Here is a 23,741-nt window from a genome sequence, read left to right on the forward strand (position 1 = left end):
GCATGTGTGGATTGGCGGGAATGTTGTTGCCGGCGCCTGTGGCGTCGGCCGAGCTACTGCAGGCGCAGGTGCTGGCCATGGGCGAAGCGCTGCACCATCGCGGGCCGGATGATGGCGGCAACTGGGTCGATGCCGGTGCAGGCATCGCGCTGGCACACCGTCGCCTGAGCATTCTCGACCTGTCGCCGCTGGGCCACCAGCCGATGGCTTCGGCCGACGGCCGCTATGTGATGGCGTACAACGGTGAGGTCTACAACTTCGCTGCCCTGCGTGCAGAACTGGAGCCATTGGGGCATGTCTTCCGTGGTCACTCCGACACCGAGGTGCTGCTGGCAGCGATCCTGCAATGGGGCATGGAAGACACCCTGCAGCGCTGCAACGGCATGTTCGCCATCGCGCTGTGGGACCGCCAGCAGCAATGCCTGTGGCTGGCCCGCGACCGCGTTGGCAAGAAGCCGTTGTACTACGGCTGGGCCGGGGACACCCTGGTGTTCGGCTCCGAACTGAAGGCGCTGTGGCAGCACCCGGCCTTCGACAACGACATCGACCGTGACGCACTGACCCTGCTGCTGCGGCTGGACTACATTCCAGCCCCGCACAGCATCCACCAGCGCTGCTACAAGCTGATGCCGGGCCGCGTGCTGCGCCTGGATGCCGAAGCCGTGGCGGCGGGCGCTTCGGCGCATCGCCCGGAACAGGCGCAGCGCCCCTACTGGGATGCACGTGCACGCATGCAGGCAGCGCTGGCTGCGCCGTTCCAGGGCCGCATCGAGGAGGCCGAGGAGCAGCTGGACGGGCTGCTGCGCGACGCAGTGGCGCTGCGCATGGTGGCCGACGTGCCGGTGGGCGTGTTCCTGTCCGGGGGTACCGATTCGTCGCTGGTGGCGGCGCTGATGCAGGCGCAGAGCGGGCAGCCGGTGCACAGTTTCAGCATCGGATTTACCGATTCGAGCCACGACGAGGCGCCGCTGGCCAAGGAACTGGCCGCGCACCTGGGCTGTGACCACACCGAACTCTACGTGAGTGGCGCCGATGCACTGGCGGTGGTGCCGCAGTTGCCGGCGATGTTTGACGAACCCTTCGCCGATGCCTCGCAGGTACCGACCGCGCTGGTCGCCCGGCTGGCGCGGCAGGGCGTGACCGTGGCGCTTTCCGGCGATGGTGGCGACGAACTGTTCTTCGGCTACACCCGCTATGTGCGCGCGCTGCGCAACTGGCAGATGCTGGGGCGCGTGCCTGGGCCGCTGCGGCGCTGGATGGGCGCGCGCTCCCAGCAGCAGGGCGAGGCCTCGCGTACCGGCGGCCTGGCCGCGCTGTTGGCCGAGTCCGGCGCGCGTGGCATCGGTGATGTGTACCGCAACCGCATCTCGCGCTGGCGCGACCCGACAGCGGCAGTGCCGGGCGCGCAGGCTGCCGGCAGCTTCTATGATCTGGCCGATCCGTTGCACGGCGCCGGCACACCGGCCGACGCGATGATGCTGGCCGATTACCTGACCTACCTGCCGGATGATCTGCTGTGCAAGGTCGACCGGACCTCGATGGCGGTCAGCCTGGAAGCGCGCGCACCGTTGCTGGATTCACGCGTGGCCGAGTTCGCCTGGTCGCTGCCGCTGGGCTTCAAGCGCAGTGAGACCACCAGCAAGGTGCTGCTCAAGCGCGTGCTGGGCCGTTATGTGCCGCAGTCGATGGTGCACCGTCCCAAGCGCGGTTTCGGCGCACCGGTCAGTGACTGGCTGAAGGGCGACCTGCGGCCGTGGGCCGAAGACCTGTTGCAGCCGGCACGGCTGGAGCGGGAGGGCGTGCTGTCGGCGGCCGCCATACAGCCGCTGTGGCAGCAGTTCCTCGGCGGCCAGCGCAAGTGGCATACCCATCTGTGGAACGTGCTGATGTTCCAGGCCTGGCAGGCGCATTGGCGGCAGGTGCGTGCGGGCGTGACGGGCGGCTGATCTTCACCGGCCTGCAAGGGCCCGGCGACTAGGCTGGTGCTCCCGCACCGTGAGGAGTATGTCCCGATGTCCGTCCCCACCATCGCCGTGTTCGTTGGCAGCCTGCGCAAGGATTCCTGCAACCGCAAGCTGGCCCATGCGCTGGAGAAGCTCGCCGGTGATCGCGCGCGCTTCCAGTATGTGCAGATCGGCGATCTGCCGTTGTACGACCAGGATTTCGACGCCGATTATCCGCCGCAGGGCACCCGGCTGAAGGACCAGGTGCGCGCCGCCGACGCGGTGCTGTTCGTGACACCCGAGTACAACCGGTCGGTGCCCGGCGTGCTCAAGAACGCCATCGATATCGGATCGCGCCCGTATGGTGACAGTGCGTTTGCCGGCAAGCCGGCGGCGGTGATCGGCGCCTCCATCGGCCAGATCGGCACCGCCGTGGCCCAGCAGCATCTGCGCAACGGCCTGGCCTTCCTGGACATGCACGTGCTCGGCCAGCCAGAGGCATTCATTCATTTCAAGGACGGCCTGATCGATGCCGACGGCACGGTCCACAACGAGGGCACGCAGAAATTCCTGCAGGGCTATATGGACCGGTTCCTGGCGCTGATCGCGGTGCACGTCAAGGGCGATTGACGCCAGCGGTCGACACCCCCATCTGCGATAATGCGTGCTCGGGCGCCGCAACGGCGCCCGTCGCAGGCAGTGCGACGCTCCCACGCCAGTCTGGCCAGGTACCGGCGGATATCCCCCGTTTTCCCACGGTTTATCCACAGGCTTGTCCATCGCCGCCGGGGGCAGCACATGCCTACACTCGTCTCGCCCACTTTTGCAGGAAACATCGCAGCATGTCCGCTCGCCCCGGCTTCCGTTCCAACCGCAGAGAGCGCGGTGATGGCTTCGATCGCGAACGCGACGAGTCGCGCATCGACCAGCTGCGGGTACCGCCGCATTCGGTGGAAGCCGAGCAGGCGGTGCTGGGTGGCCTGATGCTGGCCCCGGAGGCCTACGACCGGGTCAATGACCAGCTGACCGAAGGCGACTTCTACCGGCGCGACCACCAGATGATCTATCGCGCAATCCGTGAGCTGTCCGAGCGCGAGCGGCCGTTCGATGCGGTGACCTTGGGCGAGTGGTTCGAATCGCAGGGCAAGATGGAACTGGTGGGTGATGGCGCCTACCTGGTCGAGCTGGCCAGTACCACGCCGTCAGCCGCCAACATCGTGGCCTATGCCGAGATCGTGCGTGACAAGGCGGTGCTGCGGCAGCTGATCCAGGTCGGCACGGATATCGTCAACGACGGCTTCCAGCCCGAAGGGCGTGACAGCAGCGAGCTGCTGGCCTCGGCAGAAAAGAGCGTGTTCGCCATCGCCGAACAGGGCGCACGCGGCCGTACCGATTTCGTGGCGATGCCCGGTGCACTGAAGGATGCCTTCGAAGAGCTGCGCAGTCGTTTCGAGAACGGCGGCAACATTACCGGCCTGCCGACCGGTTATACCGATTTCGACGCAATGACCTCCGGCCTGCAGCCGACCGACCTGATCATCCTTGCCGCGCGCCCGGCCATGGGCAAGACCACCTTCGCACTGAACATCGCCGAGTACGCAGCGATCAAATCGAAGAAAGGCGTGGCCGTGTTCTCGATGGAAATGTCGGCCGCGCAGTTGGCAATGCGCCTGATTTCCTCCAATGGCCGCATCAACGCGCAGCGCCTGCGTACCGGCCAGCTGGAAGACGAGGACTGGAGCCGTGTCACCAGCGCGATCAAGATGCTGAAGGAAACCAAGATCTTCATCGACGACACGCCCGGCGTGTCGCCTGAAGTGCTGCGTTCCAAGTGCCGCCGCCTCAAGCGCGAGCATGACCTGGGCCTGGTGGTGATCGACTACCTGCAGCTGATGAGCGTGCCGGGCAACAGCGAGAACCGCGCGACTGAAATCTCGGAAATCTCGCGTTCGCTGAAGGGCCTGGCCAAGGAACTGAACGTTCCAGTGATCGCGTTGTCGCAGCTCAACCGCTCGCTGGAAACGCGTACCGACAAGCGCCCGGTGATGGCCGACCTTCGCGAATCGGGCGCAATCGAGCAGGACGCGGACATGATCGTCTTCATCTACCGCGACGATTACTACAACAAGGAAAATTCGCCAGACAAGGGCTTGGCCGAGATCATCATCGGCAAGCACCGTGGTGGCCCGACCGGTTCGTGCAAGCTGAAGTTCTTTGGCGAATACACCCGATTCGACAACCTGGCCCACGATTCGGTTGGTTCGTTCGAGTAACGGTCGTGCCGGCCGTTGGCCGGCAACCGCCATCGGGCGCTGTAGAGCCCAAGGCAGCGGCAGGAGCCGCTGTCAGCGCCCCCGTGCAGCGCCGGTTCCATGCGGTCGCCACGAAGCGCAGCCGGGCATGGGCTCGGCGTTGCACCGGCGCTGGGTCGGTTTCATCGCCACCAGCCCGGTTTCGTCGCAAACCGTTTGCGCGCGGCAAGGGCAGGGCGCCAACGTGTCGGCAGGCGGCAAGGTGCCGCCACAAGGAGACCGTGATGAAGACCCTGTTCGCGCTCGGTGTGTGGTGCGTGCTGTTCGTGCTGTGCTGGCCGCTGGCGGTCCTCGCCCTGATCGCGTGGCCGTTTGTCTGGTTGCTGAGCCTGCCGTTCCGCTTGGTCGGCATCACGTTCTCGGCGCTGTTCGCGTTCCTGCGCGCGCTGTTCATGCTGCCCGCGCGCCTGCTCGGCGGCGGCCCGGTGGCGGCATGAGGGCGGTGGTGCTGGTCGCGCTGGCATTGCTTGCGGGGCCGGCACCGGCCACACCGGTGTCACCGTCGTCCGCATGGCTGGAACGACAGCAGGCCGCCGCTGCCGATGAGGCGGATGCTGCAGCGGCCAGGGCGGTCAAGCCCAGGGAGCGCTGCCGGGTGGTGAAGGAGTGGAAGGCGGGTGGAACCGTGGTCCAGCACCGCATCTGTGACGATCCGCCGAAGAAGCCGGCCGGAAAGGTGTAGCGCCGAGCCCAATGCTCGGCGGCCTGTGCAGGGCAGCCGAGCGTGGGCTCGGCACTACAGGGAAATGAGCAACAAAAAACCCCGCCGAAGCGGGGTTCCTTGCATCCGGCCATGCCGGCCAGCGGCCGGCACAACCCGCGAACGATCAGTTCGCCTTGTGGATGGCGCGCTTGCTGACCGCCATCGCCGCGTCGTGGATCACTTCCGACAGCGACGGGTGGGCGTGGCAGATGCGGGCCAGGTCGTCGGCCGAGCCGCTGAATTCCATGGTCAGCACGCCTTCGTGCACCAGCTCGGAGACGTTGGCGCCGACCAGGTGCATGCCGAGGATGCGATCGGTTTCGGCATGGGCCAGGATCTTCACGAAGCCCGCCGGCTCGATCATCGCCACGGCACGGCCGTTGGCGGCGAACGGGAAGCTGCCGGCCTTGTACGGAATGCCCTCGGCCTTCAGCTGGGCTTCGGTCTTGCCGACCCAGGCCAGTTCCGGCTCGGTGTAGATGACCCACGGAATGGTGTCGAAGTTGACGTGGCCCGGCAGGCCGGCGATCAGCTCAGCCACCGCGATGCCTTCCTCGAAGCCCTTGTGCGCCAGCATCGGGCCGCGCACGCAGTCGCCGACCGCCCACACGCCGTCGACGCCGGTGTGGCAGTGCGCATCGACTTCAATCTGGCCGCGCTCGTTGACCTTGACGCCGGTGCCTTCGGCCAGCAGGCCCTTGGTGGCGGCGCGACGGCCCACGGCCACCAGCAGCTTGTCCACGGTCAGGGTCTTTTCGCCTTCGGCGTCGGTGTAGGTGACGATAACTTCCTTCTTCTTGCCCTTGCCGGTGATCTCGGTCTTGGAAACCTTGGCATTGAGCTTGATGTCCAGGCCCTGCTTCTTGAACTCCTTGGCAGCGGTCTTGGCCACTTCGGCGTCAGCAGCGGCCAGGAACTCCGGCATGGCTTCCAGGATGGTCACTTCAGCGCCCAGGCGCTTCCACACGCTGCCCAGTTCCAGGCCGATCACGCCGGCGCCGATCACCGCCAGGCGGTTCGGCACTTCGGTGAAGTCCAGGCCGCCGACGTTGTCGACGATGGTCTCGCCGTCGAACTTGGCGAACGGCAGCTCGATCGAATCCGAACCGGCCGCGATGATGACGTTGGTGCCCTTCAGCTCGACTTCCGAACCGTCGTGCTGCTTCACCTTGACCACGTTGCCTGGCTGCAGCTGGCCGAAGCCGTAATAGGCGGCGACCTTGTTGGCCTTGAACAGCATGCCGATGCCGCCGGTGAACTGCTTGACGATCTTGTCCTTGCGGCCAATCATCGCCTCGACGTCGATCTTGGCATCCTTGAAGCTGATGCCGTGGTCGCCAAAGATGTGGCCCATGTTCCAGAACTGGCGCGAGGAATCCAGCAGCGCCTTGGACGGGATGCAGCCCACGCGCAGGCAGGTGCCGCCGAGGGCCGGCTTGCCGTCCTTGCCCAGCGCTGCGTCGATGCAGGCGGTCTTCAGGCCCAGCTGGGCCGCGCGGATGGCAGCGTGGTAACCGGCCGGGCCGGCACCGATGACGACGACGTCGAATTGTTCAGCCATTGAATTATTCCTTGATGCATTACCAGAACCCCTCCGCGCAGGCGCGGAGGGGCGGGAGGTTTCTTACAGGCCGAACAGCATGCGGCCCGGGTTTTCCAGCTGGTTCTTGATGTCCACCAGGAACTGCACCGAGTCCTTGCCGTCGATGATGCGGTGGTCGTAGGACAGCGCCAGGTACATCATCGGCGCGATCACGACCTGGCCGTTCTGGGCGATCGGACGCTCCTTGATGGCGTGCATGCCCAGGATGGCGCTCTGCGGCGGATTGATGATCGGGGTCGACAGCAGCGAACCGAAGGTGCCGCCGTTGGTCACGGTGAAGGTGCCGCCCTGCAGTTCCTCCAGGCCCAGCTTGCCGTCACGTGCCTTCTTGGCGTAGTCGGCGATGGTCTTCTCGATGTCGGCGAACGACATGCGCTCGACGTTGCGCAGGACCGGCGTGACCAGGCCCTTTTCGGTCGAGACGGCGATCGAGATGTCCGAGTAGCCGTGGTAGATGATGTCGTCGCCGTCGATCGAGGCGTTGACGAGCGGGAAACGCTGCAGCGCGTTGGCGGCGGCCTTCACGAAGAAGCTCATGAAGCCCAGCTTGATGCCGTGGGCCTTGACGAACTCGTCCTGCAGTTCCTTGCGCGCGGCCGAAACCTTGGACAGGTCGACTTCGTTGAAGGTGGTCAGCATGGCGGTGGAGTTCTTCGACTCCATCAGGCGCTCGGCAATGCGCTTGCGGATGCGGGTCATCGGCACGCGCTCTTCCGGACGAGCGCCACCGGCCTTGCCGGCGCCGCCGTTGCGGGCGAAGTTGACGATGTCTTCCTTGGTCACCGCGCCACGACGGCCGGTGCCGTCGACGTCGGCCGGGTTCACGCCTTCGGTGATGGCGGTGAAGCGGGCGCCCGGCGGCAGCGCGTCGGCGGCCGACTTGGCAGCCGGGGCCGGCGCAGCGGCAGCGGCCGGAGCAGCGGCGGCCGGTGCGGCTTCAGCCTTCTTCTCTTCAGCGGCCGGGGCCGGAGCCGCAGCTACGGCGCCTTCTTCGATGATCGCCACGACCTGGCTGGAGGTCACGGTATCGCCTTCCTTGAACTTGATTTCCTTGAGCACGCCGTCAACCGGCGACGGCACTTCCAGAACGACCTTGTCGGTTTCCAGGTCAAGCAGGTTTTCGTCGCGCTTGACGGCGTCGCCCACCTTCTTGTGCCAGGTGGCGATGGTGCCGTCGGCGACGGATTCGGGCAGTACCGGGGCTTTGACTTCGGTGGCCATTGCGGGAGCTTCCTGGTTTGTCTTCTAAATAGGGGGGAGAGTTATTCAGCGACCTGGTCGTTGAACGGGTTGACCAGTGCGTCGGCGATCAGCTGCTGCTGCTCGCGGACATGGTCAGCCATGTGACCGGCAGCCGGCGAGGCCGAACGTGCGCGACCGGCGTAGTGCAGGTTCTGGCCATCGGCCAGGCAGAACTGCAGGTGGTGGCGGATCTGGTACCACGCGCCCTGATTCTGCGGTTCTTCCTGCGTCCACACCACGTCGGTGGCCTTGCCGTACTTCTTCAGCTCGGCAGCCAGCAGCGCACGCGGGAACGGATACAGTTGCTCCACGCGGATGATCGCCACGTCGTCCTGGCCACGCTTGGTCTGGTCCTCCAGCAGGTCGTAGTAGACCTTGCCCGAGCACAGCACCACGCGCTTGACCTTCTTGGCGTCGGCATTGGCGTCGCCGATCAGGTGCTGGAACTCGCCGTTGGCCAGCTCGTCGAGGGTCGACACCGCCAGCTTGTGGCGCAGCAGGGACTTCGGCGACATCACCACCAGCGGCTTGCGGGTGGTCATGTGCAGCTGGCGACGCAGCATGTGGAAGGCCTGGGCCGGAGTCGACGGCACGACCACCAGCATGTTCTCCAGCGCGCACAGCTGCAGGAAGCGCTCCAGGCGCGCCGAGCTGTGTTCGGGGCCTTGCCCTTCATAGCCGTGCGGCAGCAGCAGGGTCAGGCCGGAAATGCGGCCCCACTTGGCTTCACCGGCGGCGATGAACTGGTCGATCACCACCTGGGCGCCGTTGGCGAAGTCGCCGAACTGGCCTTCCCAGATGCACAGCGTGTTCGGATCGGTGGTGGAGAAGCCGTATTCGTAGGCCATCACCGCTTCTTCGCTCAGCAGCGAGTCGATGACGGTGGCCTTCTCCGGCGAATCCACCAGCTGCCGCAGCGGCATGTAGTAGTTGTCGGTCTTCTGGTCGTGCAGGATCGCGTGGCGGTGCGTGAACGTACCGCGGCCGACGTCCTGGCCGACCAGGCGCAGTGCATGGCCTTCGTTGAGCAGGGTGGCGTAGGCCAGGTTCTCGGCAAAGCCCCAGTCGCCCGGAATCTCGCCGGCGGCCATCTTGCGGCGGTCGTCGTAGACCTTGGCCACGCGCGAGTGCAGCTGCACTTCGTCCGGGATGGTGTTGATCAGCCTGGCCAGTTCGACCAGCTTGTTCTTCTCGACCTTGGTCGAGACCGGGTCGGACAGCTTGCCTTCCAGCAGCTTCGGCCAATCGACGAACAGCGGGCTGCTCGGCGGGGTCTTCTCGACCTTGGCCAGTTCGGTGGTCACTTCACCGGCGTCCAGCTTCTCGCGGTAGGCATCGACCATCGCCTTGCCGGCACCGGCGGCGATCACGCCTGCCTTCTCCAGCTGCTCGGCGTACATCTCGCGGGTGGTCGGGTGCTTGCGGATCACCTGGTACATCAGCGGCTGGGTGATTGCCGGTTCGTCGGCCTCGTTGTGGCCCCAACGGCGGTAGCACATCAGGTCGATGACCACGTCCTTGGCGAACTTCTGGCGGAACTCGAAGGCCAGCTGCGCGGCGAACACCACCGCTTCCGGATCATCGCCGTTCACGTGCAGTACCGGCGCGGCGATCATCTTCGCCACGTCGGTGGCATAGCGCGTGGAGCGCGTATCCAGCGGGTTGGAGGTGGTGAAGCCCACCTGGTTGTTGACCACGATGTGCACGGTGCCACCGACGGCGAAGCCGCGGGCCTGCGACATCTGGAACAGCTCCATGACCACGCCCTGGCCGGAGAAGGCCGCGTCGCCGTGGATCAGGATCGGCATCACCTGCTTGCGGGCGGTGTCCTTGCGGCGCTCCTGGCGCGAACGCACGGAACCGGCCACGACCGGGTCGGCGATTTCCAGGTGCGACGGGTTGAACGCCAGCGCCAGGTGCACCGGGCCGCCTTCAGTGGCGACGTCGGCGGAGAAGCCCATGTGGTACTTCACGTCGCCGGCCGAAGCGTGCTCGTCGTGCTCGAACTTGCCCTCGAACTCGTCGAACAGCTTGCGCGGGTTCTTGCCCAGGGTGTTGACCAGCACGTTCAGGCGGCCGCGGTGGGCCATGCCGATCACCACGTCCTTGACGCCATCCTTGCCGGCGCTGCGGATGATGGTGTCCATCATCGGGATCAGCGAGTCGCCGCCTTCCAGCGAGAAGCGCTTCTGGCCGACGTACTTGGTGTGCAGGTAGCGCTCCAGGCCTTCGGCCGCGGTCAGGCGCTCCAGGGTGCGGCGCTGGGTGTCAGCGTCCAGCTGGTAGTTGCCACCGGCCGCTTCCAGCTTCTTGTAGATCCACTGGCGCTGCTCGACCTCGGAGATGTGCATGAACTCCGCACCGATCGAGCCGGTGTAGGTCGCCTTCAGGCGTGCCAGCAGGTCGCGCAGCTTCATGCGCGGCTGGCCGCCGACGCCGCCGGTGCTGAACTCGCTGTTGAGGTCGGCATCGGACAGGCTGTGGAACGGCAGGCCCAGGTCCGGGGTGTTGACCGGTGCGGCCAGGCCCAGCGGGTCCAGGCGGGCGTCGAGGTGGCCGCGGGAGCGGTAGGCGGTGATCAGACGACCGACATTGCGCTCGCGCTCGTCGCCCGCACCGCTGCCGGTGCCAGCTTTCAGCGCATCCTTGGCCGCGTCCGCGATGTGGGAGATGACGGCCGAGTGCGGAATGTCACCTGCTTCACGGCCCTTGAAGCCATCGAAGTAGGTTTTCCATTTGGGATCGACACTATCCGGGGAGACCAGGTACTGCTCGTACAGGTCCTCGACATAGGAGGCGTTGCCGCCGGCGAGTTGCGAAGATTGCGCAAACTGCTTCAGTTGATTGTCCACGATGGAGGGTGTTGATTCGCTTTGTGGGGTATGGCTTCAGAAGGACCCGGCAGGAATGATGAATAGCCCTGCGCGGGCGCGTTCAAACAGCCAAATTGTACCCCCAACGGGCCACGAAGGGGCATTGCCGCAGGCAACCCGCGTCCTCGGGTGCCGGTTCCAGACAGGTTGGGTCGGCGGCGCCGGCTCAGATGCCGAGCGCGCGCAGTTCGCTGCAATCGCGCGAACGGTCCCAGACACGCAGCAATTGCTGCTCGAACGGCTGCGAACGTGCAGGCAGTGCGATGCCGGCCTCGCCGTCGAGGCGATGGCCGATCAGACGAAAGTAGAAGTCGCCCGCATCGTTGAGCAGGCAGGCCGAGGCCAACGCACGGTCGACCGGATCGCTGACCTCGCGGAACCGGACCACGCTGGGCAGGCGCTGGGCCAGCGCCAGCAGTGGGGCGCCGGCAGCGGCGATCGCAGCGGCATCGTGCACGATCACCCGCAGCTGCTTGTCGTGGCGGGCAGTGACGAAGCGGCGCAGCGCGGCCTGCACCGTAGGCGTGTCGAGCAGGCCCTGGTCGAGCTGGCGGCTGTGCAGCCACAGCCGGCGACGGGCGCGGTGAATGACGGCGGTAGTGGCCGCCACGGCCTCGGCGCGGCTGTCGATGGCGCTGGCCGCGCCCAGCCGCCGCCGCATCTGCTGGTGGCCGATGCCGGCCTCCTCGAACACCTCGCCCTCGGGCAGGAAGCCCTGGCGGGCATAGAAGTCGCGGGCGGGCAGCTGGGCGTGCAGGTGCAGTTCGGCCAGGCCGAGCCGGCGCCCGGCCTCCACCAGTGCCTCCAGCAGGGCCTCACCGACGCCCTGGCTGCGATGGTCGGCCAGCACCGCCATGCGACCGATGCGGCCATCGGGGGCCAGGCGGCCGGTGCCGACCGGCAGGCCCTCGGCGTCCAGCGCCAGCACATGGGCGCTGACCGGGTCCAGCGCGTCGCGTTCCAGTTCGGCGGCGATGCCCTGTTCCTGCACGAACACGCGTTGGCGCACGTCGTGGATGGCAACGTGGGCGTCGGCGTGGCTGACCTGCTGGACCCGGACCATGGCGGCAGGGCTCAGGCGCGACCGTCGTCGCTGTCGTCTTCGTCGTGATCCTCGAAGTTGACGATGACCTCGATGCCGTCGTCGTGCACGGTCACGGTGTGGACATCGTCGGACACCGCGTCGGCGTCGATCGCGTCGACACGGTCACGGCCTTCAACCACTTCGCCGAGCACCACGGCGTCTTCGCCGTCATCCTCATCTTCAGCGTCATACACCTCGTTCGGATCGATCAGCTGGAACACGCCACCGGCCAACAGCTGCTGGACCACCGCGCGGCCCTTGTCGGACAGGCCGCGATAGGCGGCGGCATCGAGCTGCTCGGCGCCGGCCAAGCGCTGCGCGTCCTTCACCGGCAGCGCGAAGTCCTGGCCGCTGACGTACAGGCTGGCGCCACGCTTGGCCCGGCGCCAGGCCAGGCGCGCCCAGGGGTGACGCTGCAGCAGCAGGCCCGAGGCCAGGGCCTGGACCACTTCCTCCGGTGCGGGAGCGGCCTGGTGAGCCATCACTTCGCCGGCGGCGCGGTAGGTGGTGATGAAACGGCCGAACCAGTCACCCAGCTTGTCCGGGTCGTTCATGCGGATGGCGTTGAGCGCGGTGATCACCCGCGCCATCGCCACCGTGTCGATCTCGTTCGGGTCGGCCGGCACCTTCAGGTCGGCATCCTGATAGCGGATGTTCTCGTCGGCATCGGCAATCAGGGTGTCCAGGTAGTCGCTGATCAGCTCGGCCGAGGACGGCGCGCGCATGCCGAAGGAGAAGGTCAGGCAGGGGTCTTCGGCGACGCCGTGGTGCGGCACGTTCGGCGGCAGGTAGAGCATGTCGCCCGGCGCCAGCACCCAGTCGTGGGTTGGCTTGAACACCTTCAGCAGCTTCAGCTCCACGTCCGGGCGGAAGCCCAGCGGCGGCTGCCTGCCCTTGATCGATTCGCTGGCATCGATCTGCCAGCGGCGATGGCCGTGGGCCTGCAGCAGGAACACGTCGTACTGGTCGACATGGGCGCCGACCGAGCCGCCGGTGGCGGCGAAGCTGATCATCACGTCATCCATGCGCCAGCGCGGCAGGAAGCTGAAGTGCTCGATCAGGGCGCGCACGTCCGGGTCCCACTTGTCCACGTCCTGCACCAGCAGGGTCCAATCGTGGTCTGGCAGGGCGGGGAACACGTCTTCCTGGAACGGGCCGGTGCGCACGCGCCAGCCGTCCTGGGTCTTGTCGTGCTCGATCAGGCGCGCCAGCACGCCTTCCTCGCAGGCCAGCCCGGCCAGGTCTTCCGGCTGCACCGGGGTCTGGAAATTGGGGAAGGCGTTGCGGATCAGCAGCGGGCGCTTCTGCCAGAAGTCGCGCAGGAAGGTGGCCGGCGCCATGCCCAGCGGCTGGCCGGGGCGGGCGGTGACTTCGATCAGGGGGGCGGAGGACTTGCGGGCGGCCATGGGGGAATCCTTGCAGCGGAAAGCGGGAGGGGCGGCGTGGCGGGCCGCCATGGGTTGCATTGTCCGACGTTCGTGGGGATTGCGCACGTGCGGTGGTTTGTCGCGGGGTGCCGGCCAACGGCGGAGCCCCTCGTGGCGACATCTTGGTAGGGTCGACTGTTAGTCGACCGGCTTCATGGGCTTGGCCGGGCGGGTGGGCCATGCAGGGGACGCTGCAAGTACGTCCCTGTAAGCTCGATGGCGCCATCCATGGCGCCAACGCCCCTGCATGGTCCACCCGCCCGGCCCCTGACAGTTTCCTGCGGGGCCCGCCACGGAATGGAAGAAGAAAATCAAAGGCAAAAGCGGGTCGCGCGCTGCGCTTGCTCATGCCCTTGTAGAGCCGAGCCCACGCTCGGCTTGCTGTTGCCCACGCCCAAAAGCAGCCGAGCACGGGCTCGGCTCTACAAAAGACCCTCAAACAAAGACGGACGCGGCGAAGCCGCGTCCCTCTTTCAAATTCCGCCCCGACAACCCTACGCTCTTCGATCCGTCACCGGAAATCTGTCAGAGGTGGGGCGGGAGGGGTCAGCGGGACCGTTGGCGCCATGGATGGCGCCATCGAGCCCCCATGGATGGGTTTACGGCGTGTCCCGCTGGCCCCTCCCGGCCCGCCCAGTTAGCAGCAATCCAGAGCCGCTCTTGACGTTGCTATTGCTGTTGCCGTTGCCGTTGCCTGCCGCAGGCAGCGCCCGCGGCCGCCGCCGCAAGCAAACCCCTTAGATCTTCTTCGCCAGCGACTCGGCCAGGCCGGTGTAGCTGCCCGGGGTCATCTCCAGCAGGCGCTGCTTCGCATCCGCCGGCAGCTCCAGCCCCTGCACGAACGCACGCATCGACTCGGCGGTGATGCCCTGGCCACGGGTCAGCGCCTTCAGCTGCTCGTACGGGTTCGGCAGGCCATGGCGGCGCATCACCGTCTGCACGGCCTCGGCCAGCACTTCCCAGGCCGCGTCCAGATCGGCATCCAGGCGCTGCGGGTTCACTTCCAGCTTGCCCAGGCCCTTGGCCAGCGAATCCAGCGCCACCTGGCTGTGGCCGAACGCGGTGCCCAGTGCACGCAGCACGGTGGAATCGGTCAGGTCACGCTGCCAGCGGCTGATCGGCAGCTTCGCGCTGAAGTGCTCGAACAGCGCGTTGGCGATGCCGAAGTTGCCTTCGGCATTCTCGAAATCGATCGGGTTGACCTTGTGCGGCATCGTCGACGAGCCGACTTCGCCTTCCTTCAGGCGCTGCTTGAAATAGCCCAGCGAGATGTAGCCCCAGATGTCGCGAGCCAGATCGATCAGGATGATGTTGGCGCGGCGTGCGGCATCGCCGATCTCGGCCACGTTGTCGTGCGGCTCGATCTGCGTGGTGTACGGGTTGAATACCAGGCCCAGGCCGGTCACGAAGCGCTCGGCGAAGGCCGGCCAGTCCACGTCCGGGTAGCTGGCCACGTGGGCGTTGTAGTTGCCGACGGCACCGTTGATCTTGCCGGTCAGTTCGACCGCGGCGATCTGCCCGCGCTGGCGTTCCAGGCGAGCGACCACGTTGGCCAGCTCCTTGCCCAGCGTGGTCGGCGAGGCGGTCTGGCCGTGGGTGCGCGACAGCATCGGCTGGCCGGCCTGGGCGTGGGCCAGGCTGCGCAGGGTGCTGGCGATGCCGTCCAGGGTCGGCAGCAGCACTTCACGGCGGGCCTGTTCCAGCATCAGGCCGTAGCTGAGGTTGTTGATGTCTTCGCTGGTGCAGGCGAAATGCACGAATTCCAGCGCCGGGGCCAGTTCGGCGTCGTCCTTCAGCTGTTCCTTGATGAAGTACTCCACCGCCTTGACGTCATGGTTGGTGGTGCGCTCGATCTCCTTCACGCGCGCGGCCTGGGCCGGGCTGAAGCGGGCGGCCAGGTCGCGCAGGCGGGCGACGGCGGCGTCGGAGAACGGCGCCAGTTCGACGATGCCCGGTTCGGCGGCCAGCGCCAGCAGCCATTCCACCTCGACCGTGATGCGGGCCTTGATCAGGCCGTATTCGGAGAAGATCGGGCGCAGCGCGTCGACCTTGCCGGCATAGCGGCCATCGAGCGGGGACAGGGCGAGCAGGGCGGAATCGGACATGTCGGCAGGGCTGGGACGAGCGGCGGGGCCGATATTCTACGACGTGCCGGCGGGGCGTGCCCTGTAGAGCCGAGCCCACGCTCGGCTGCTTCGGAGAATCCGGCGGCCTGCGGGACGCCGAGCATGGGCTCGGCTCTACAACACGGCCCTGCGGACGGAACGTTCTGGCCCGTCCTCGTCATCCCACGCTGCGGGCAAGGGAGTATCGTTGGCGCAGCCGCCAGCCCGGGAAGCGACACCCTGCCAGCCGCCGCTTCCCTTTCCCCAATTGAAGTAGTGCGGAGTTGATGCAATGAGCAAAGCTGCAAGCAAGGGTTTCAGAATCGAACACGACAGCATGGGCGAGCTGCAGGTGCCTGCGGACGCCCTGTGGGGCGCCCAGACCCAGCGTGCCGTGCAGAATTTCCCGGTGTCGGGCCAGCGCATGCCGCGCGGTTTCATCCGTGCCCTGGGCCTGGTCAAGGGCGCTGCCGCCGGCGTCAACGCCGAGCTGGGCCACCTGCCGAAGAACGTGGCCAAGGCCATCCAGACCGCTGCTGCCGAAGTGGCCGCCGGCAACTGGGACGCGCACTTCCCGATCGACGTCTACCAGACCGGTTCGGGCACGTCGTCGAACATGAATGCCAATGAGGTCATCGCCACCCTGGCCAACCGTGCCGGCAAGGCGGGCAAGACCACCGTGCATCCCAATGACCACGTCAACCAGGGGCAGAGCTCCAACGACGTGATCCCGACCGCGCTGCGCGTGTCGGCGGTGCTGGCGACGCACGAACAGCTGCTGCCGGCGCTGGTGCACCTGCGCAAGACCCTCGACAAGAAGGGCCGCAGCCTGCGCAAGGTGGTCAAGACCGGCCGTACCCACCTGATGGACGCGATGCCACTGACCTTCGAGCAGGAGTTCGGCGCATGGTCGGCGCAGCTGGCCTCTGCGCAGGAGCGCATCGAAGACAGCCTTAAGCGCGTGCGCCGCCTGCCGCTGGGTGGCACCGCCATCGGCACCGGCATCAACGCCGACCCGCGTTTTGGCGCGCAGGTAGCCAAGGAACTGAAGCAACAGACCGGTTTCAAGTTCGACAGCGCCGAGAACAAGTTCGAAGGCCTGGCCGCGCAGGACGATGCAGTGGAGTTGTCCGGCCAGCTCAATGCACTGGCGGTGGCGCTGATCAAGATCGCCAATGATCTTCGCTGGATGAACGCCGGTCCGCTGGCCGGGCTGGGCGAGATCGAACTGCCGGCACTGCAGCCGGGCAGCTCGATCATGCCGGGCAAGGTCAACCCGGTGATTCCGGAAGCAACCGTGATGGCGTGTGCGCAGGTGATTGGCCACCATACCGCGATCACCGTGGCCGGGCAGACCGGCAACTTCCAGCTCAACGTCACCCTGCCGCTGATTGCGGTGAACCTGCTGGATGGCATCGGCCTGCTGGCCAATGTGTCGCGGCTGCTGGCCGACAGCGCGATTGCCGGGCTGAAGGTGCGCCAAGACCGTGTTGCCGAGGCGCTGTCGCGCAATCCCATCCTGGTCACGGCGCTGAACCCGATCATCGGCTACGAGAAGGCAGCGGCCATTGCCAAGCGTGCCTACAAGGAACAGCGCCCGGTGCTGGACGTAGCGCTGGAAGACAGCGGCCTGCAGGAAGCGGAACTGCGCCGCCTGCTGGACCCCACCGCGCTGACCGCAGGTGGCATCCAGGCTGGCGGTGGTGGCGCCGGCGGTTGATCTGCTGTTGTAGAGCCGAGCCCATGCTCGGCTCAGATTCCGGGCAGTAGCCGAGCATGGGCTCGGCTCTACAAGAGGAAACGCCGCCCAGGGGGCGGCGTTTTTTCAGCGACGGTCGGCGACGATGTTGCCGAAGGTGTCGGTGTAGTCCTTGAACTCGGGGATGCGCTGGACCAGGTCGGCCGGGATCACTTCCATGCCTTCCGGCGGCTGGATCTTCACCGGTTGCATGTTGGGATCGGCCGGGGCGGCGACCAGGGTGTTCTGGCGCAGTACCTGCAGCCGGCCGAACATCGTCTGCAGCATCTGCTTCTGCCCTTCGTCGAGCGGGATCTGGATCTCGTCCACCTTCATCGTGCCATCGTCGAGGATGATGATGTTCGGTGCCGGCGGGCGACGCACGGTCACCATCCCTTCGCTGACGGAAATCTTGGGCTTGCCGCGCTCGGCGCGGTGGTTGCGGTAATCCTTGTCACAGCCGACCAGGCCCAGGCAGAGCAGGGCGGCCAGCAGCAGGAACAACTTCTTCATGGCATTCGGTTCGGGGGCGTCCGGGGCCGACATTGTAAGCCGGTCGGCACGTTACGGCCGGCAGCGGGGCGCCGCTGCCGGCCGGGTGCGCTGATCTGTCACAGGCCTAGCGCTGGACCACGGTGTCCTTGCCGCAGTCGTCGACGTCACTCTGGTCCATCGTGGCGTACGGCCTGAACGCGGGCAGCGATGCGGCCAGCGCCTGCTGGCTGGCCAGCATCGCCGGCATGCGGTTGCAGATGCGCTTGGCCTGGGCTTCGATCTTCTCCGCCTCGGCATTGATCCGCTTCTCGATGCCCTCGCTGTCGCCGCTGAAGATGCCCTTCAGGGCCTCTCCGGCAGCACTGGCGCCGAGCTTGGCACCGGCCAGGCCGACATCCATGCCGTCCATTGCAATGGCAACGACGTGGCCGCGGTATTCCAGCAGCTGCCGGCGCTGGGCCTCATCGGCCGGCACTTCCTTGCCGCCGATCAGCAGCCGCCCGTCCGGCGTGATCTCCGCACGCGGCTGCTTGTCGGCCGAGATCTTGATGTTGCCCTGGGCGATGTCCTTGCGGGCATCGTCCATGGCCTCCTTGACCGTCTGGCCGACCCCGCTGGTCGCCTCGGCCACGCTTTTGCCGACGGTGGTATCAGGCGTGGAGGACGTGCCGCCGCAGGCGATCAGCGGCAGGCACAGCAGGGTGGCAGGCAGCAGGCGCAACAGGTTCATGGTGTTCCCCTGGTGGTGTCTGGAAAAGGGTTACTTGCTGCGCGGCAGGGTGACCCGGCCGCTGACGTTGCGATGATCGACGTCACCGCTGCCGCTGCGATCGACGGTCAGGGTGCCGCGCACCCCGTCGACGTGGATGTCGCCCGAACCGTGGCTGCGGACATGCACATTGCCGCCGATATCGGCCAGATCGACCCCGCCGGAGCCGACCACGCCCACTTCAACGCTGCCCTGCACACGCTTGAACTCGATGTCACCCGAGCCCACGGTATCCAGCCGCGCGTTGCCACGCACATCGGTGATCTTCAGGTCACCGGAGCCGACGGTACCGGTGCTGGCGTCGCCGGTGATGTTGCGTACTGTGACGTCGCCGGAACCCAGCGAGAGCAGGTTCAGGGAGCCGCCGCCATCGATGTTGAGGTCGCCCGAACCCACTGCGGCGTGAATGCTGCCACGGGTTCCGCGGGCCACGGCGTCACCGGAACCGACGTCCACGCTGAGTGACTGCGCGTTTTCCACGCTGGCATCGCCGGAGCCGACCTTGAGCTGCAGCGGCAGGTTGTCCGGCACGCTGCCGCGGATGTCCAGCCAGGCATAGCTGTTGCCCAGGCTGATGCCGCTTTGACGGCCATCGCGGCGCAGGCTGACCACCAGCTTGTCGCCTTCCTTCCGCTGATCCAGCACCAGCTGGTCCAACCATTCCTGGCTGGAGGCGCAGGCGCGACCATCCAGCTGGCCACCGCCCTTGCTGGCGACCACCTTCAGGTCATGCTGGTTCACCTCGAACACCACCGCCTTGGCGCCGGATGTCTCCAGCTTCAACGTACGGGCAGCGGTGAACTTGCAGTTAGGGGCATCGGCGGCCAGCGCCGACAGCGGCAACAGCAACAACGCAGAACAGGCGAGCAGGGAACGCATGGGTGGTGCCTCCGGATGGGTGGAGTCAGATCTCGCCGGCGCGCTTGCGCAGGCGGATGGCGAGGAAGATGAACACTGCACCGACGGCCGCACCGATCCACAGTTCCGGCATCGCCAGCGACTTCAGCTGCGAGGCAGGGGACATCAGGCTGACCACCGAGTCCAGATCGCGGCGCGACCCTTCACCTGCGCCGAGGCGATACAGCAGGTCCATGCCGGGTACGCCGCCCAGCAGCAGGCGGCCGACGATGTTCTGCCAGAACCAGCCGGTGGTCAGACCGAACAGCGGCATGATCTTGGTGGTGCTGACGATGACGCCGGCAAACAGCGGCAGCATCACCGCCCACAGGAACGGCTTGCTCTTGGCCCAGGCCGAGCACAGCAGCAGCCAGCCGGCGGTGGGCAGGGCCCACAGCGCGTAGACCGGAATCCAGCTCAGGTGGCCGGCAGCCAGGGTCAACGGGCTGGCCGGGCCCCAGATCAGGGTCATCGGGCTGCCACCGTGCATCAGCGCGACGATGCTGATGACCAGCATGAAGCCGAGCATGGTGATGATGCCAGCGATCACCGCGATCAGCGGGGCCACGATCAGCGCACTGATCAGCTTGGACAGCACCGTCTGGGTGTCCGACAGCGGCAGCGACTTCCAGAACAGGATGCTGCGGTCGCGGCGGTCATCGTACAGGGCGCCCAGGCAGTAGAAGAACACCACGAAGGCCAGGACCAGGAATGGCCACGCCGAGCTGAGCACGAGGGTCAGGTCGAGGCCGTTACCGAGATCGGCCAGGTCCTTGGCACTGATGTCGCGGGTGAGCAGCGCCAGGTCCAGGCCATTGATGTTCACATCTTCGCCGTCGATGTGCAGGCCGCCGTCGCGCGCGGCACGATGCAGCGCGAACAGGCCGAACGCGATGCCGATGGTGCTCATCACCAGCGAGATCAGTCCGGCGATCAACGGTGCATAGAGGAAGCCGCCGCGGTTCTCCCAATACTCGCGCTTGAGCAGCCAGCGCAGGGTGCCGATCGGGCTGACGGGGTGGTTGACGGCGTTCATGCGTAGGTCCCCTTCATGATGGCGACGAACAGGTCGGCCAGGCCCGGGATGCGGGTCTCGCCGAGGGAGGAAAGCTGGGCGCGCGGCACGCCATCGAACAGCATCACCGTCTTGCCGAACGCCAGGCTGCGCTCGTCGATCGGCTTCAATGCGCGGGCGGTGTCCAGCTGTTCGGCATTGACCAGCAGCTCGGTATAGCGCTGGCCGACGTCGTCCATTTCAGCGTCGAGCACGATGCGGCCATCACGGATGAACATGACGTCGCTGAGGATATGCTCGATTTCCTCCACCTGGTGGGTAGTGACGATGATCGTCTTCTGTTCGTCGAAGTAGTCTTCCAGCAGGCGCTGGTAGAACTCCTTGCGGTACAGGATGTCCAGGCCCAGTGTCGGCTCGTCCAGCACCAGGATGCGGGCATCGATGGCCATCACCAGCGCCAGGTGCAGCTGCACGATCATGCCCTTGGACAGCTCCCGCACGCGCTGCTTTGGCTGCAGCTTGGTGTTGGCCAGGAAGCGTTCGCAACGGGCGCGGTCGAAGCGCGGGTGAACGCCAGCGACGAAGTCGATCGCTTCGCGGACCTTCAACCAGCGCGGCAGCACGGCGACATCAGCGATGAAGCAGATGTCATTCATCAGTTCGTCGCGGTGCAGTCGCGGGTCACGCCCGAGCACGCTCAGGTCCCCCTCCACCGAGGTCAGGCCAAGAATGGCCTTCAGCGCGGTGGTCTTGCCGGCGCCATTGGGCCCGATCAGGCCGACGATGCGCCCGCTTGGAATGCTGAAGCTGGCGTTGTCGAGGGCAACCGTGGTCTTGTAGGCCTTGCGCAGGCCTCGGGCGGTGATGACCGCTTCACTTGCAGTGCTCTTCATCAGACTTTCCCCTGGGGCAGCAATTCGTCGAGGCTCAGGCCCAGGCGCTGGATGCGCTCCAGGACCGCCGGCCATTCTTCGTTGAGGAAACGGTCGCGCTCGCTGCTTCGCAGCTGCGTAGCCGCCTGCTCGGTCATGAACATGCCCAGGCCGCGGCGCTTCTCCACCAGGCCTTCGTCAGCCAGTTCCTGGTAGGCGCGCGAAACGGTGATGGGGTTGAGTTGATAGTCGGCGGCCACCTGGCGCACCGAAGGCAGGGCATCGCCCGGCTTGAGGATTCCGTCGAGCATCATGGCGATCACGCGCTCCTTCAACTGACGGTAGATGGGAGCGCCGTCGCTCCACTGGATGTCGCTCATGTTCAGCTCCGTGGGATCAGCGGCTGGGCGAACGAGAAATACGGCATGGACAGCGCGCTGTGCAGCCGACGCGGGGGAGGGGGGGAGGAGGGGGTGGCATTCCCTGCCGGGGAGAGCGTCGCGTCCTGCGCACTTTCGGCAGCGGCAGAAGCAGGGGCGGTGGGCGTGGCCCACCAGGCCAGCACGAGCAGGGTCGAAACAGCGACGGCCGCGTGTGCGGTGAGGTTGCGACGGATCCGGACGTTCATGGCTTCCCCCTGTCTCAGGTGACTGGTGTTGTATGCAACTATAACACCGGCACGCCGGGGTGCAAGCCCCCACATCACCCAACTGATGGCAGGGGCGGTCAAGAACGCGCCATATCCATCCAGGCAATTGATAATAAAGGAAAAATTGTTTGGTAAAACCGGCTTCCCTGACCGCCTTCCATTCAGTCACGTCAATCCTATGTCAATGACGACGCGCCGCGGCCGTTTCCCACATGCTGTCGCCAAGCCCGGCAAAGCTGTGCCACGGCGGGGCCGACAGGTGCCACAGGGCCCGGTGCTATAGTTCGGCCGATTCCCGGCCGATGCTGGCCGGACCCTTGAAACGGCTATTGCGGAACGTTCCCATGCCCCTGTCGACCGCCTTCCCGCACCGCTTCCGCGGCCTGTCCCTGTTGACTCTGCTGGCCCTCGGCCTGGCAGCCTCGGCCAATGCGCTGGCCGCCGACCTGCTCGACGTCAGCTATCGGCCGCTGGCTGGCAAGCAGCAGGTCAACCTGCAGCAGCGCTACCACGGCCAGGTGCTGCTGGTGGTCAATACCGCCAGCAAGTGTGGCTATACCCCTCAGTACGAAGGCCTGGAGGCGCTGCACAGGCAGTACGCCGGCAAGGGCTTCGCGGTGCTCGGCTTCCCGTCCAACGATTTCAAGGGCCAGGAGCCCGGTGACGAGAAGCAGATCCAGGACTTCTGCACCCTGACCTACGGCGTCAGGTTCCCGATGTTCGAGAAAGTGCATGTGGTCGGTCCGCAGGCCACGCCGCTGTACCAGCGGCTGACCGCAGCGACCGGCGTTGCGCCGGCCTGGAACTTCCACAAGTACCTCGTGGGCCGCGATGGCAAGGTCATCGCCCAGTTCGCCAGCAAGGTGACGCCGGACGATCCGCAGCTGATCGCGGCCATCGACAAGGCGCTGGCGGCCGCCGCCACGCATTGATATCCGGCACGCATGCCTCGACATCGACGGCATGCGTGCGACAATGATCCTTTTCGCGCCGACGTCGGCGCCCAGACACTTCCAGGAATGCAGCGAATGAAGATGGGAATGCGCGGCGCCGCGGCGTCGGTTCTGATTCTGGCGATGGGCACTTCGGGTGTCGCTCTGTCGCAACAACCGGCTGCCCCCGCAGCCGCCAAGGAGACCGCAACCTTGAATTCCCCCAAGCAGAAGCTGGGCTACGCCATCGGCCTGGACGTGGCCAAGTCGTTCACTCCGATCGCCGATGAGATCGACGTGGCCGCGCTGCGCACCGCCGTGGAGCGTTCGTTCGAAGGCCTGCAGCCGCAGATCACCCAGGAACAGGCCAAGGCCACCGACGCGGCCCTGCGCCAGGTCGTGATGGCCCGCAGCGGCCAGCAGGTGCCGGGCGTGGCGCCGGGTTCGCAGCCGCCGAAGGTCGACCGCGTCAAGGTCTCGCAGATGATCGGTTCCTACTCGGTGGGCCCGTCGCTGGCGCAGCTGAAGGATGACATCGACGTCGCCTCGCTGTTTGACGCGATCAGCACCGGCCTGAGCAAGGGACAGCCGAAGATGACGGAAGCTGACGCGACCGCCACCATTCAGGCCTTCATGGGCAGCAAGCAGGCCGAAATGCAGGCCAAGGCCGCCGCCGCTGCGCAGACCAACCGCGAGGAAGGCAATGCGTTCCTGGCCAAGAACAAGACCCAGCCGGGCGTGGTGACCACCGCGTCGGGCCTGCAGTACCAGGTGATCCGCCCGGGTAGCGGCGAGCGTCCGCTGCCGAGCAGCAAGGTGCGCGTGAACTACGAAGGCAAGCTGCTCAACGGCACCGTGTTCGACAGTTCCTACGGCCGCCAGCCGGCTGAGTTCGGCCTGGACCAGGTGATCAAGGGCTGGACCGAAGGCGTTGCGCTGATGCCGGTCGGTTCGAAGTACCGCTTCTGGATTCCGGGCGAACTCGCCTACGGTGAGAACGGCACTCCCGGCGGCCCGATCGGCCCGAACGCGACTTTGACGTTCGACGTCGAGCTGCTGGGCGTCCTGCCGTAAGTCATCGA

The 23,741-nt window shown here is 66.4% G+C and carries 21 protein-coding genes; 8 read left to right on the forward strand and 13 right to left on the reverse strand.

Features of this window, described 5'->3' with window-relative positions; all coding sequences use genetic code 11:
* The first annotated feature begins 2 nt into the window (after window positions 1–2).
* The 5 genes from asnB to AC5P8J_RS04215 all read left to right on the forward strand — a co-directional run bounded on the left by asnB (window position 3) and on the right by AC5P8J_RS04215 (window position 4,937).
* The gene (gene asnB, locus AC5P8J_RS04195; protein ID WP_021203034.1) at window positions 3–1,946 is read left to right on the forward strand and encodes an asparagine synthase (glutamine-hydrolyzing); all 1,944 of its coding nucleotides are present in this window, start codon (window positions 3–5) and stop codon (window positions 1,944–1,946) included.
* Window positions 1,947–2,012: 66 nt separating this feature from the next.
* The gene (locus AC5P8J_RS04200; protein ID WP_134735837.1) at window positions 2,013–2,573 is read left to right on the forward strand and encodes an NAD(P)H-dependent oxidoreductase; all 561 of its coding nucleotides are present in this window, start codon (window positions 2,013–2,015) and stop codon (window positions 2,571–2,573) included.
* 212 nt (window positions 2,574–2,785) lie between these two features.
* Window positions 2,786–4,216, forward strand: a complete 1,431-nt coding sequence (locus tag AC5P8J_RS04205) for a replicative DNA helicase (RefSeq protein WP_021203036.1) — start codon at window positions 2,786–2,788, stop codon at window positions 4,214–4,216.
* 263 nt (window positions 4,217–4,479) lie between these two features.
* A complete protein-coding gene (locus tag AC5P8J_RS04210) occupies window positions 4,480–4,692 on the forward strand; it encodes a hypothetical protein (protein ID WP_021203037.1) in 213 nt (70 codons plus the stop codon).
* Complete coding sequence (locus AC5P8J_RS04215) at window positions 4,689–4,937, forward strand: hypothetical protein (RefSeq protein WP_031269996.1); 249 nt, start codon at window positions 4,689–4,691, stop codon at window positions 4,935–4,937. Before AC5P8J_RS04210 ends, AC5P8J_RS04215 begins: the two co-directional genes overlap by 4 nt.
* Window positions 4,938–5,082: 145 nt before the next feature.
* Here the strand turns inward: AC5P8J_RS04215 and lpdA are convergent, their stop codons facing one another.
* From lpdA to purB, 6 genes are all read right to left on the reverse strand, one after another.
* Window positions 5,083–6,519 carry a dihydrolipoyl dehydrogenase gene (lpdA, locus tag AC5P8J_RS04220; RefSeq protein ID WP_019660412.1) on the reverse strand — a complete coding sequence of 479 codons (1,437 nt, stop codon included), beginning with the start codon at window positions 6,517–6,519 and terminating at the stop codon, window positions 5,083–5,085.
* 63 nt (window positions 6,520–6,582) lie between these two features.
* Entirely contained in the window at window positions 6,583–7,782 is a 1,200-nt protein-coding gene (gene sucB, locus AC5P8J_RS04225) for a dihydrolipoyllysine-residue succinyltransferase (protein WP_019660411.1), read from the reverse strand.
* Between the two features lie 41 nt (window positions 7,783–7,823).
* Window positions 7,824–10,655: a 2-oxoglutarate dehydrogenase E1 component gene (locus AC5P8J_RS04230; protein ID WP_495216633.1), complete on the reverse strand. Its 2,832-nt coding sequence runs from the start codon at window positions 10,653–10,655 to the stop codon at window positions 7,824–7,826.
* Between the two features lie 187 nt (window positions 10,656–10,842).
* Window positions 10,843–11,739 carry a GNAT family N-acetyltransferase gene (locus AC5P8J_RS04235; protein ID WP_021203039.1) on the reverse strand — a complete coding sequence of 299 codons (897 nt, stop codon included), beginning with the start codon at window positions 11,737–11,739 and terminating at the stop codon, window positions 10,843–10,845.
* A gap of 11 nt (window positions 11,740–11,750) precedes the next feature.
* On the reverse strand, window positions 11,751–13,166 hold the full coding sequence (locus AC5P8J_RS04240) for a ribosomal protein uL16 3-hydroxylase (protein WP_019660408.1): 1,416 nt from the start codon (window positions 13,164–13,166) through the stop codon (window positions 11,751–11,753).
* A 758-nt stretch (window positions 13,167–13,924) separates the two neighbouring features.
* Window positions 13,925–15,292, reverse strand: a complete 1,368-nt coding sequence (gene purB / locus AC5P8J_RS04245) for an adenylosuccinate lyase (protein ID WP_111101755.1) — start codon at window positions 15,290–15,292, stop codon at window positions 13,925–13,927.
* 292 nt (window positions 15,293–15,584) lie between these two features.
* On the opposite strand from purB, the gene AC5P8J_RS04250 reads away from it, so the two are divergent.
* A complete protein-coding gene (locus tag AC5P8J_RS04250) occupies window positions 15,585–17,012 on the forward strand; it encodes a class II fumarate hydratase (protein WP_021202710.1) in 1,428 nt (475 codons plus the stop codon).
* Window positions 17,013–17,117: 105 nt separating this feature from the next.
* Here the strand turns inward: AC5P8J_RS04250 and AC5P8J_RS04255 are convergent, their stop codons facing one another.
* The 7 genes from AC5P8J_RS04255 to AC5P8J_RS04285 form a co-directional block, all read right to left on the reverse strand.
* A complete protein-coding gene (locus AC5P8J_RS04255; protein ID WP_134732531.1) occupies window positions 17,118–17,543 on the reverse strand; it encodes a hypothetical protein in 426 nt (141 codons plus the stop codon).
* 106 nt (window positions 17,544–17,649) lie between these two features.
* Window positions 17,650–18,255 carry a YggN family protein gene (locus AC5P8J_RS04260; RefSeq protein ID WP_021202712.1) on the reverse strand — a complete coding sequence of 202 codons (606 nt, stop codon included), beginning with the start codon at window positions 18,253–18,255 and terminating at the stop codon, window positions 17,650–17,652.
* 30 nt (window positions 18,256–18,285) lie between these two features.
* On the reverse strand, window positions 18,286–19,173 hold the full coding sequence (locus AC5P8J_RS04265) for a DUF4097 family beta strand repeat-containing protein (protein ID WP_021202713.1): 888 nt from the start codon (window positions 19,171–19,173) through the stop codon (window positions 18,286–18,288).
* 25 nt (window positions 19,174–19,198) lie between these two features.
* A complete protein-coding gene (locus AC5P8J_RS04270) occupies window positions 19,199–20,227 on the reverse strand; it encodes an ABC-2 transporter permease (protein ID WP_019660402.1) in 1,029 nt (342 codons plus the stop codon).
* The gene (locus AC5P8J_RS04275) at window positions 20,224–21,099 is read right to left on the reverse strand and encodes an ABC transporter ATP-binding protein (RefSeq protein ID WP_019660401.1); all 876 of its coding nucleotides are present in this window, start codon (window positions 21,097–21,099) and stop codon (window positions 20,224–20,226) included. Before AC5P8J_RS04275 ends, AC5P8J_RS04270 begins: the two co-directional genes overlap by 4 nt.
* The gene (locus tag AC5P8J_RS04280; RefSeq protein ID WP_006453095.1) at window positions 21,099–21,458 is read right to left on the reverse strand and encodes a GntR family transcriptional regulator; all 360 of its coding nucleotides are present in this window, start codon (window positions 21,456–21,458) and stop codon (window positions 21,099–21,101) included. The genes AC5P8J_RS04275 and AC5P8J_RS04280 overlap by 1 nt, the downstream gene beginning before the upstream one ends.
* Before the next feature lie 2 nt (window positions 21,459–21,460).
* Window positions 21,461–21,706 carry a hypothetical protein gene (locus tag AC5P8J_RS04285; RefSeq protein ID WP_032955307.1) on the reverse strand — a complete coding sequence of 82 codons (246 nt, stop codon included), beginning with the start codon at window positions 21,704–21,706 and terminating at the stop codon, window positions 21,461–21,463.
* 365 nt (window positions 21,707–22,071) lie between these two features.
* Here AC5P8J_RS04285 and AC5P8J_RS04290 point away from each other — a divergent pair, with 365 nt between their 5' ends.
* Complete coding sequence (locus tag AC5P8J_RS04290) at window positions 22,072–22,659, forward strand: glutathione peroxidase (protein WP_019660400.1); 588 nt, start codon at window positions 22,072–22,074, stop codon at window positions 22,657–22,659.
* 96 nt (window positions 22,660–22,755) lie between these two features.
* Window positions 22,756–23,733, forward strand: coding sequence for an FKBP-type peptidyl-prolyl cis-trans isomerase (locus tag AC5P8J_RS04295; protein WP_019660399.1), 978 nt, complete (start codon window positions 22,756–22,758; stop codon window positions 23,731–23,733).
* The last annotated feature ends 8 nt before the right edge of the window (window positions 23,734–23,741 follow it).

This window comes from Stenotrophomonas sp. YJH_SMC_37 (assembly GCF_059370035.1).

Bases quoted from the DNA above. Each gene is read 5' to 3' on its own strand.
- AC5P8J_RS04240 (WP_019660408.1), bottom strand. From the start codon at position 13,166: ATGGCCGCCCGCAAGTCCTCCGCCCCCCTGATCGAAGTCACCGCCCGC.
- AC5P8J_RS04290 (WP_019660400.1), top strand. From the start codon at position 22,072: ATGCCCCTGTCGACCGCCTTCCCGCACCGCTTCCGCGGCCTGTCCCTG.
- AC5P8J_RS04280 (WP_006453095.1), bottom strand. From the start codon at position 21,458: ATGAGCGACATCCAGTGGAGCGACGGCGCTCCCATCTACCGTCAGTTG.
- AC5P8J_RS04265 (WP_021202713.1), bottom strand. From the start codon at position 19,173: ATGCGTTCCCTGCTCGCCTGTTCTGCGTTGTTGCTGTTGCCGCTGTCG.
- AC5P8J_RS04255 (WP_134732531.1), bottom strand. From the start codon at position 17,543: ATGAAGAAGTTGTTCCTGCTGCTGGCCGCCCTGCTCTGCCTGGGCCTG.
- asnB (WP_021203034.1), top strand. From the start codon at position 3: ATGTGTGGATTGGCGGGAATGTTGTTGCCGGCGCCTGTGGCGTCGGCC.
- AC5P8J_RS04235 (WP_021203039.1), bottom strand. From the start codon at position 11,739: ATGGTCCGGGTCCAGCAGGTCAGCCACGCCGACGCCCACGTTGCCATC.
- AC5P8J_RS04200 (WP_134735837.1), top strand. From the start codon at position 2,013: ATGTCCGTCCCCACCATCGCCGTGTTCGTTGGCAGCCTGCGCAAGGAT.
- AC5P8J_RS04250 (WP_021202710.1), top strand. From the start codon at position 15,585: ATGAGCAAAGCTGCAAGCAAGGGTTTCAGAATCGAACACGACAGCATG.
- lpdA (WP_019660412.1), bottom strand. From the start codon at position 6,519: ATGGCTGAACAATTCGACGTCGTCGTCATCGGTGCCGGCCCGGCCGGT.
- AC5P8J_RS04260 (WP_021202712.1), bottom strand. From the start codon at position 18,255: ATGAACCTGTTGCGCCTGCTGCCTGCCACCCTGCTGTGCCTGCCGCTG.
- sucB (WP_019660411.1), bottom strand. From the start codon at position 7,782: ATGGCCACCGAAGTCAAAGCCCCGGTACTGCCCGAATCCGTCGCCGAC.
- AC5P8J_RS04275 (WP_019660401.1), bottom strand. From the start codon at position 21,099: ATGAAGAGCACTGCAAGTGAAGCGGTCATCACCGCCCGAGGCCTGCGC.
- AC5P8J_RS04285 (WP_032955307.1), bottom strand. From the start codon at position 21,706: ATGAACGTCCGGATCCGTCGCAACCTCACCGCACACGCGGCCGTCGCT.
- AC5P8J_RS04215 (WP_031269996.1), top strand. From the start codon at position 4,689: ATGAGGGCGGTGGTGCTGGTCGCGCTGGCATTGCTTGCGGGGCCGGCA.
- AC5P8J_RS04270 (WP_019660402.1), bottom strand. From the start codon at position 20,227: ATGAACGCCGTCAACCACCCCGTCAGCCCGATCGGCACCCTGCGCTGG.
- AC5P8J_RS04210 (WP_021203037.1), top strand. From the start codon at position 4,480: ATGAAGACCCTGTTCGCGCTCGGTGTGTGGTGCGTGCTGTTCGTGCTG.
- AC5P8J_RS04295 (WP_019660399.1), top strand. From the start codon at position 22,756: ATGAAGATGGGAATGCGCGGCGCCGCGGCGTCGGTTCTGATTCTGGCG.
- purB (WP_111101755.1), bottom strand. From the start codon at position 15,292: ATGTCCGATTCCGCCCTGCTCGCCCTGTCCCCGCTCGATGGCCGCTAT.
- AC5P8J_RS04205 (WP_021203036.1), top strand. From the start codon at position 2,786: ATGTCCGCTCGCCCCGGCTTCCGTTCCAACCGCAGAGAGCGCGGTGAT.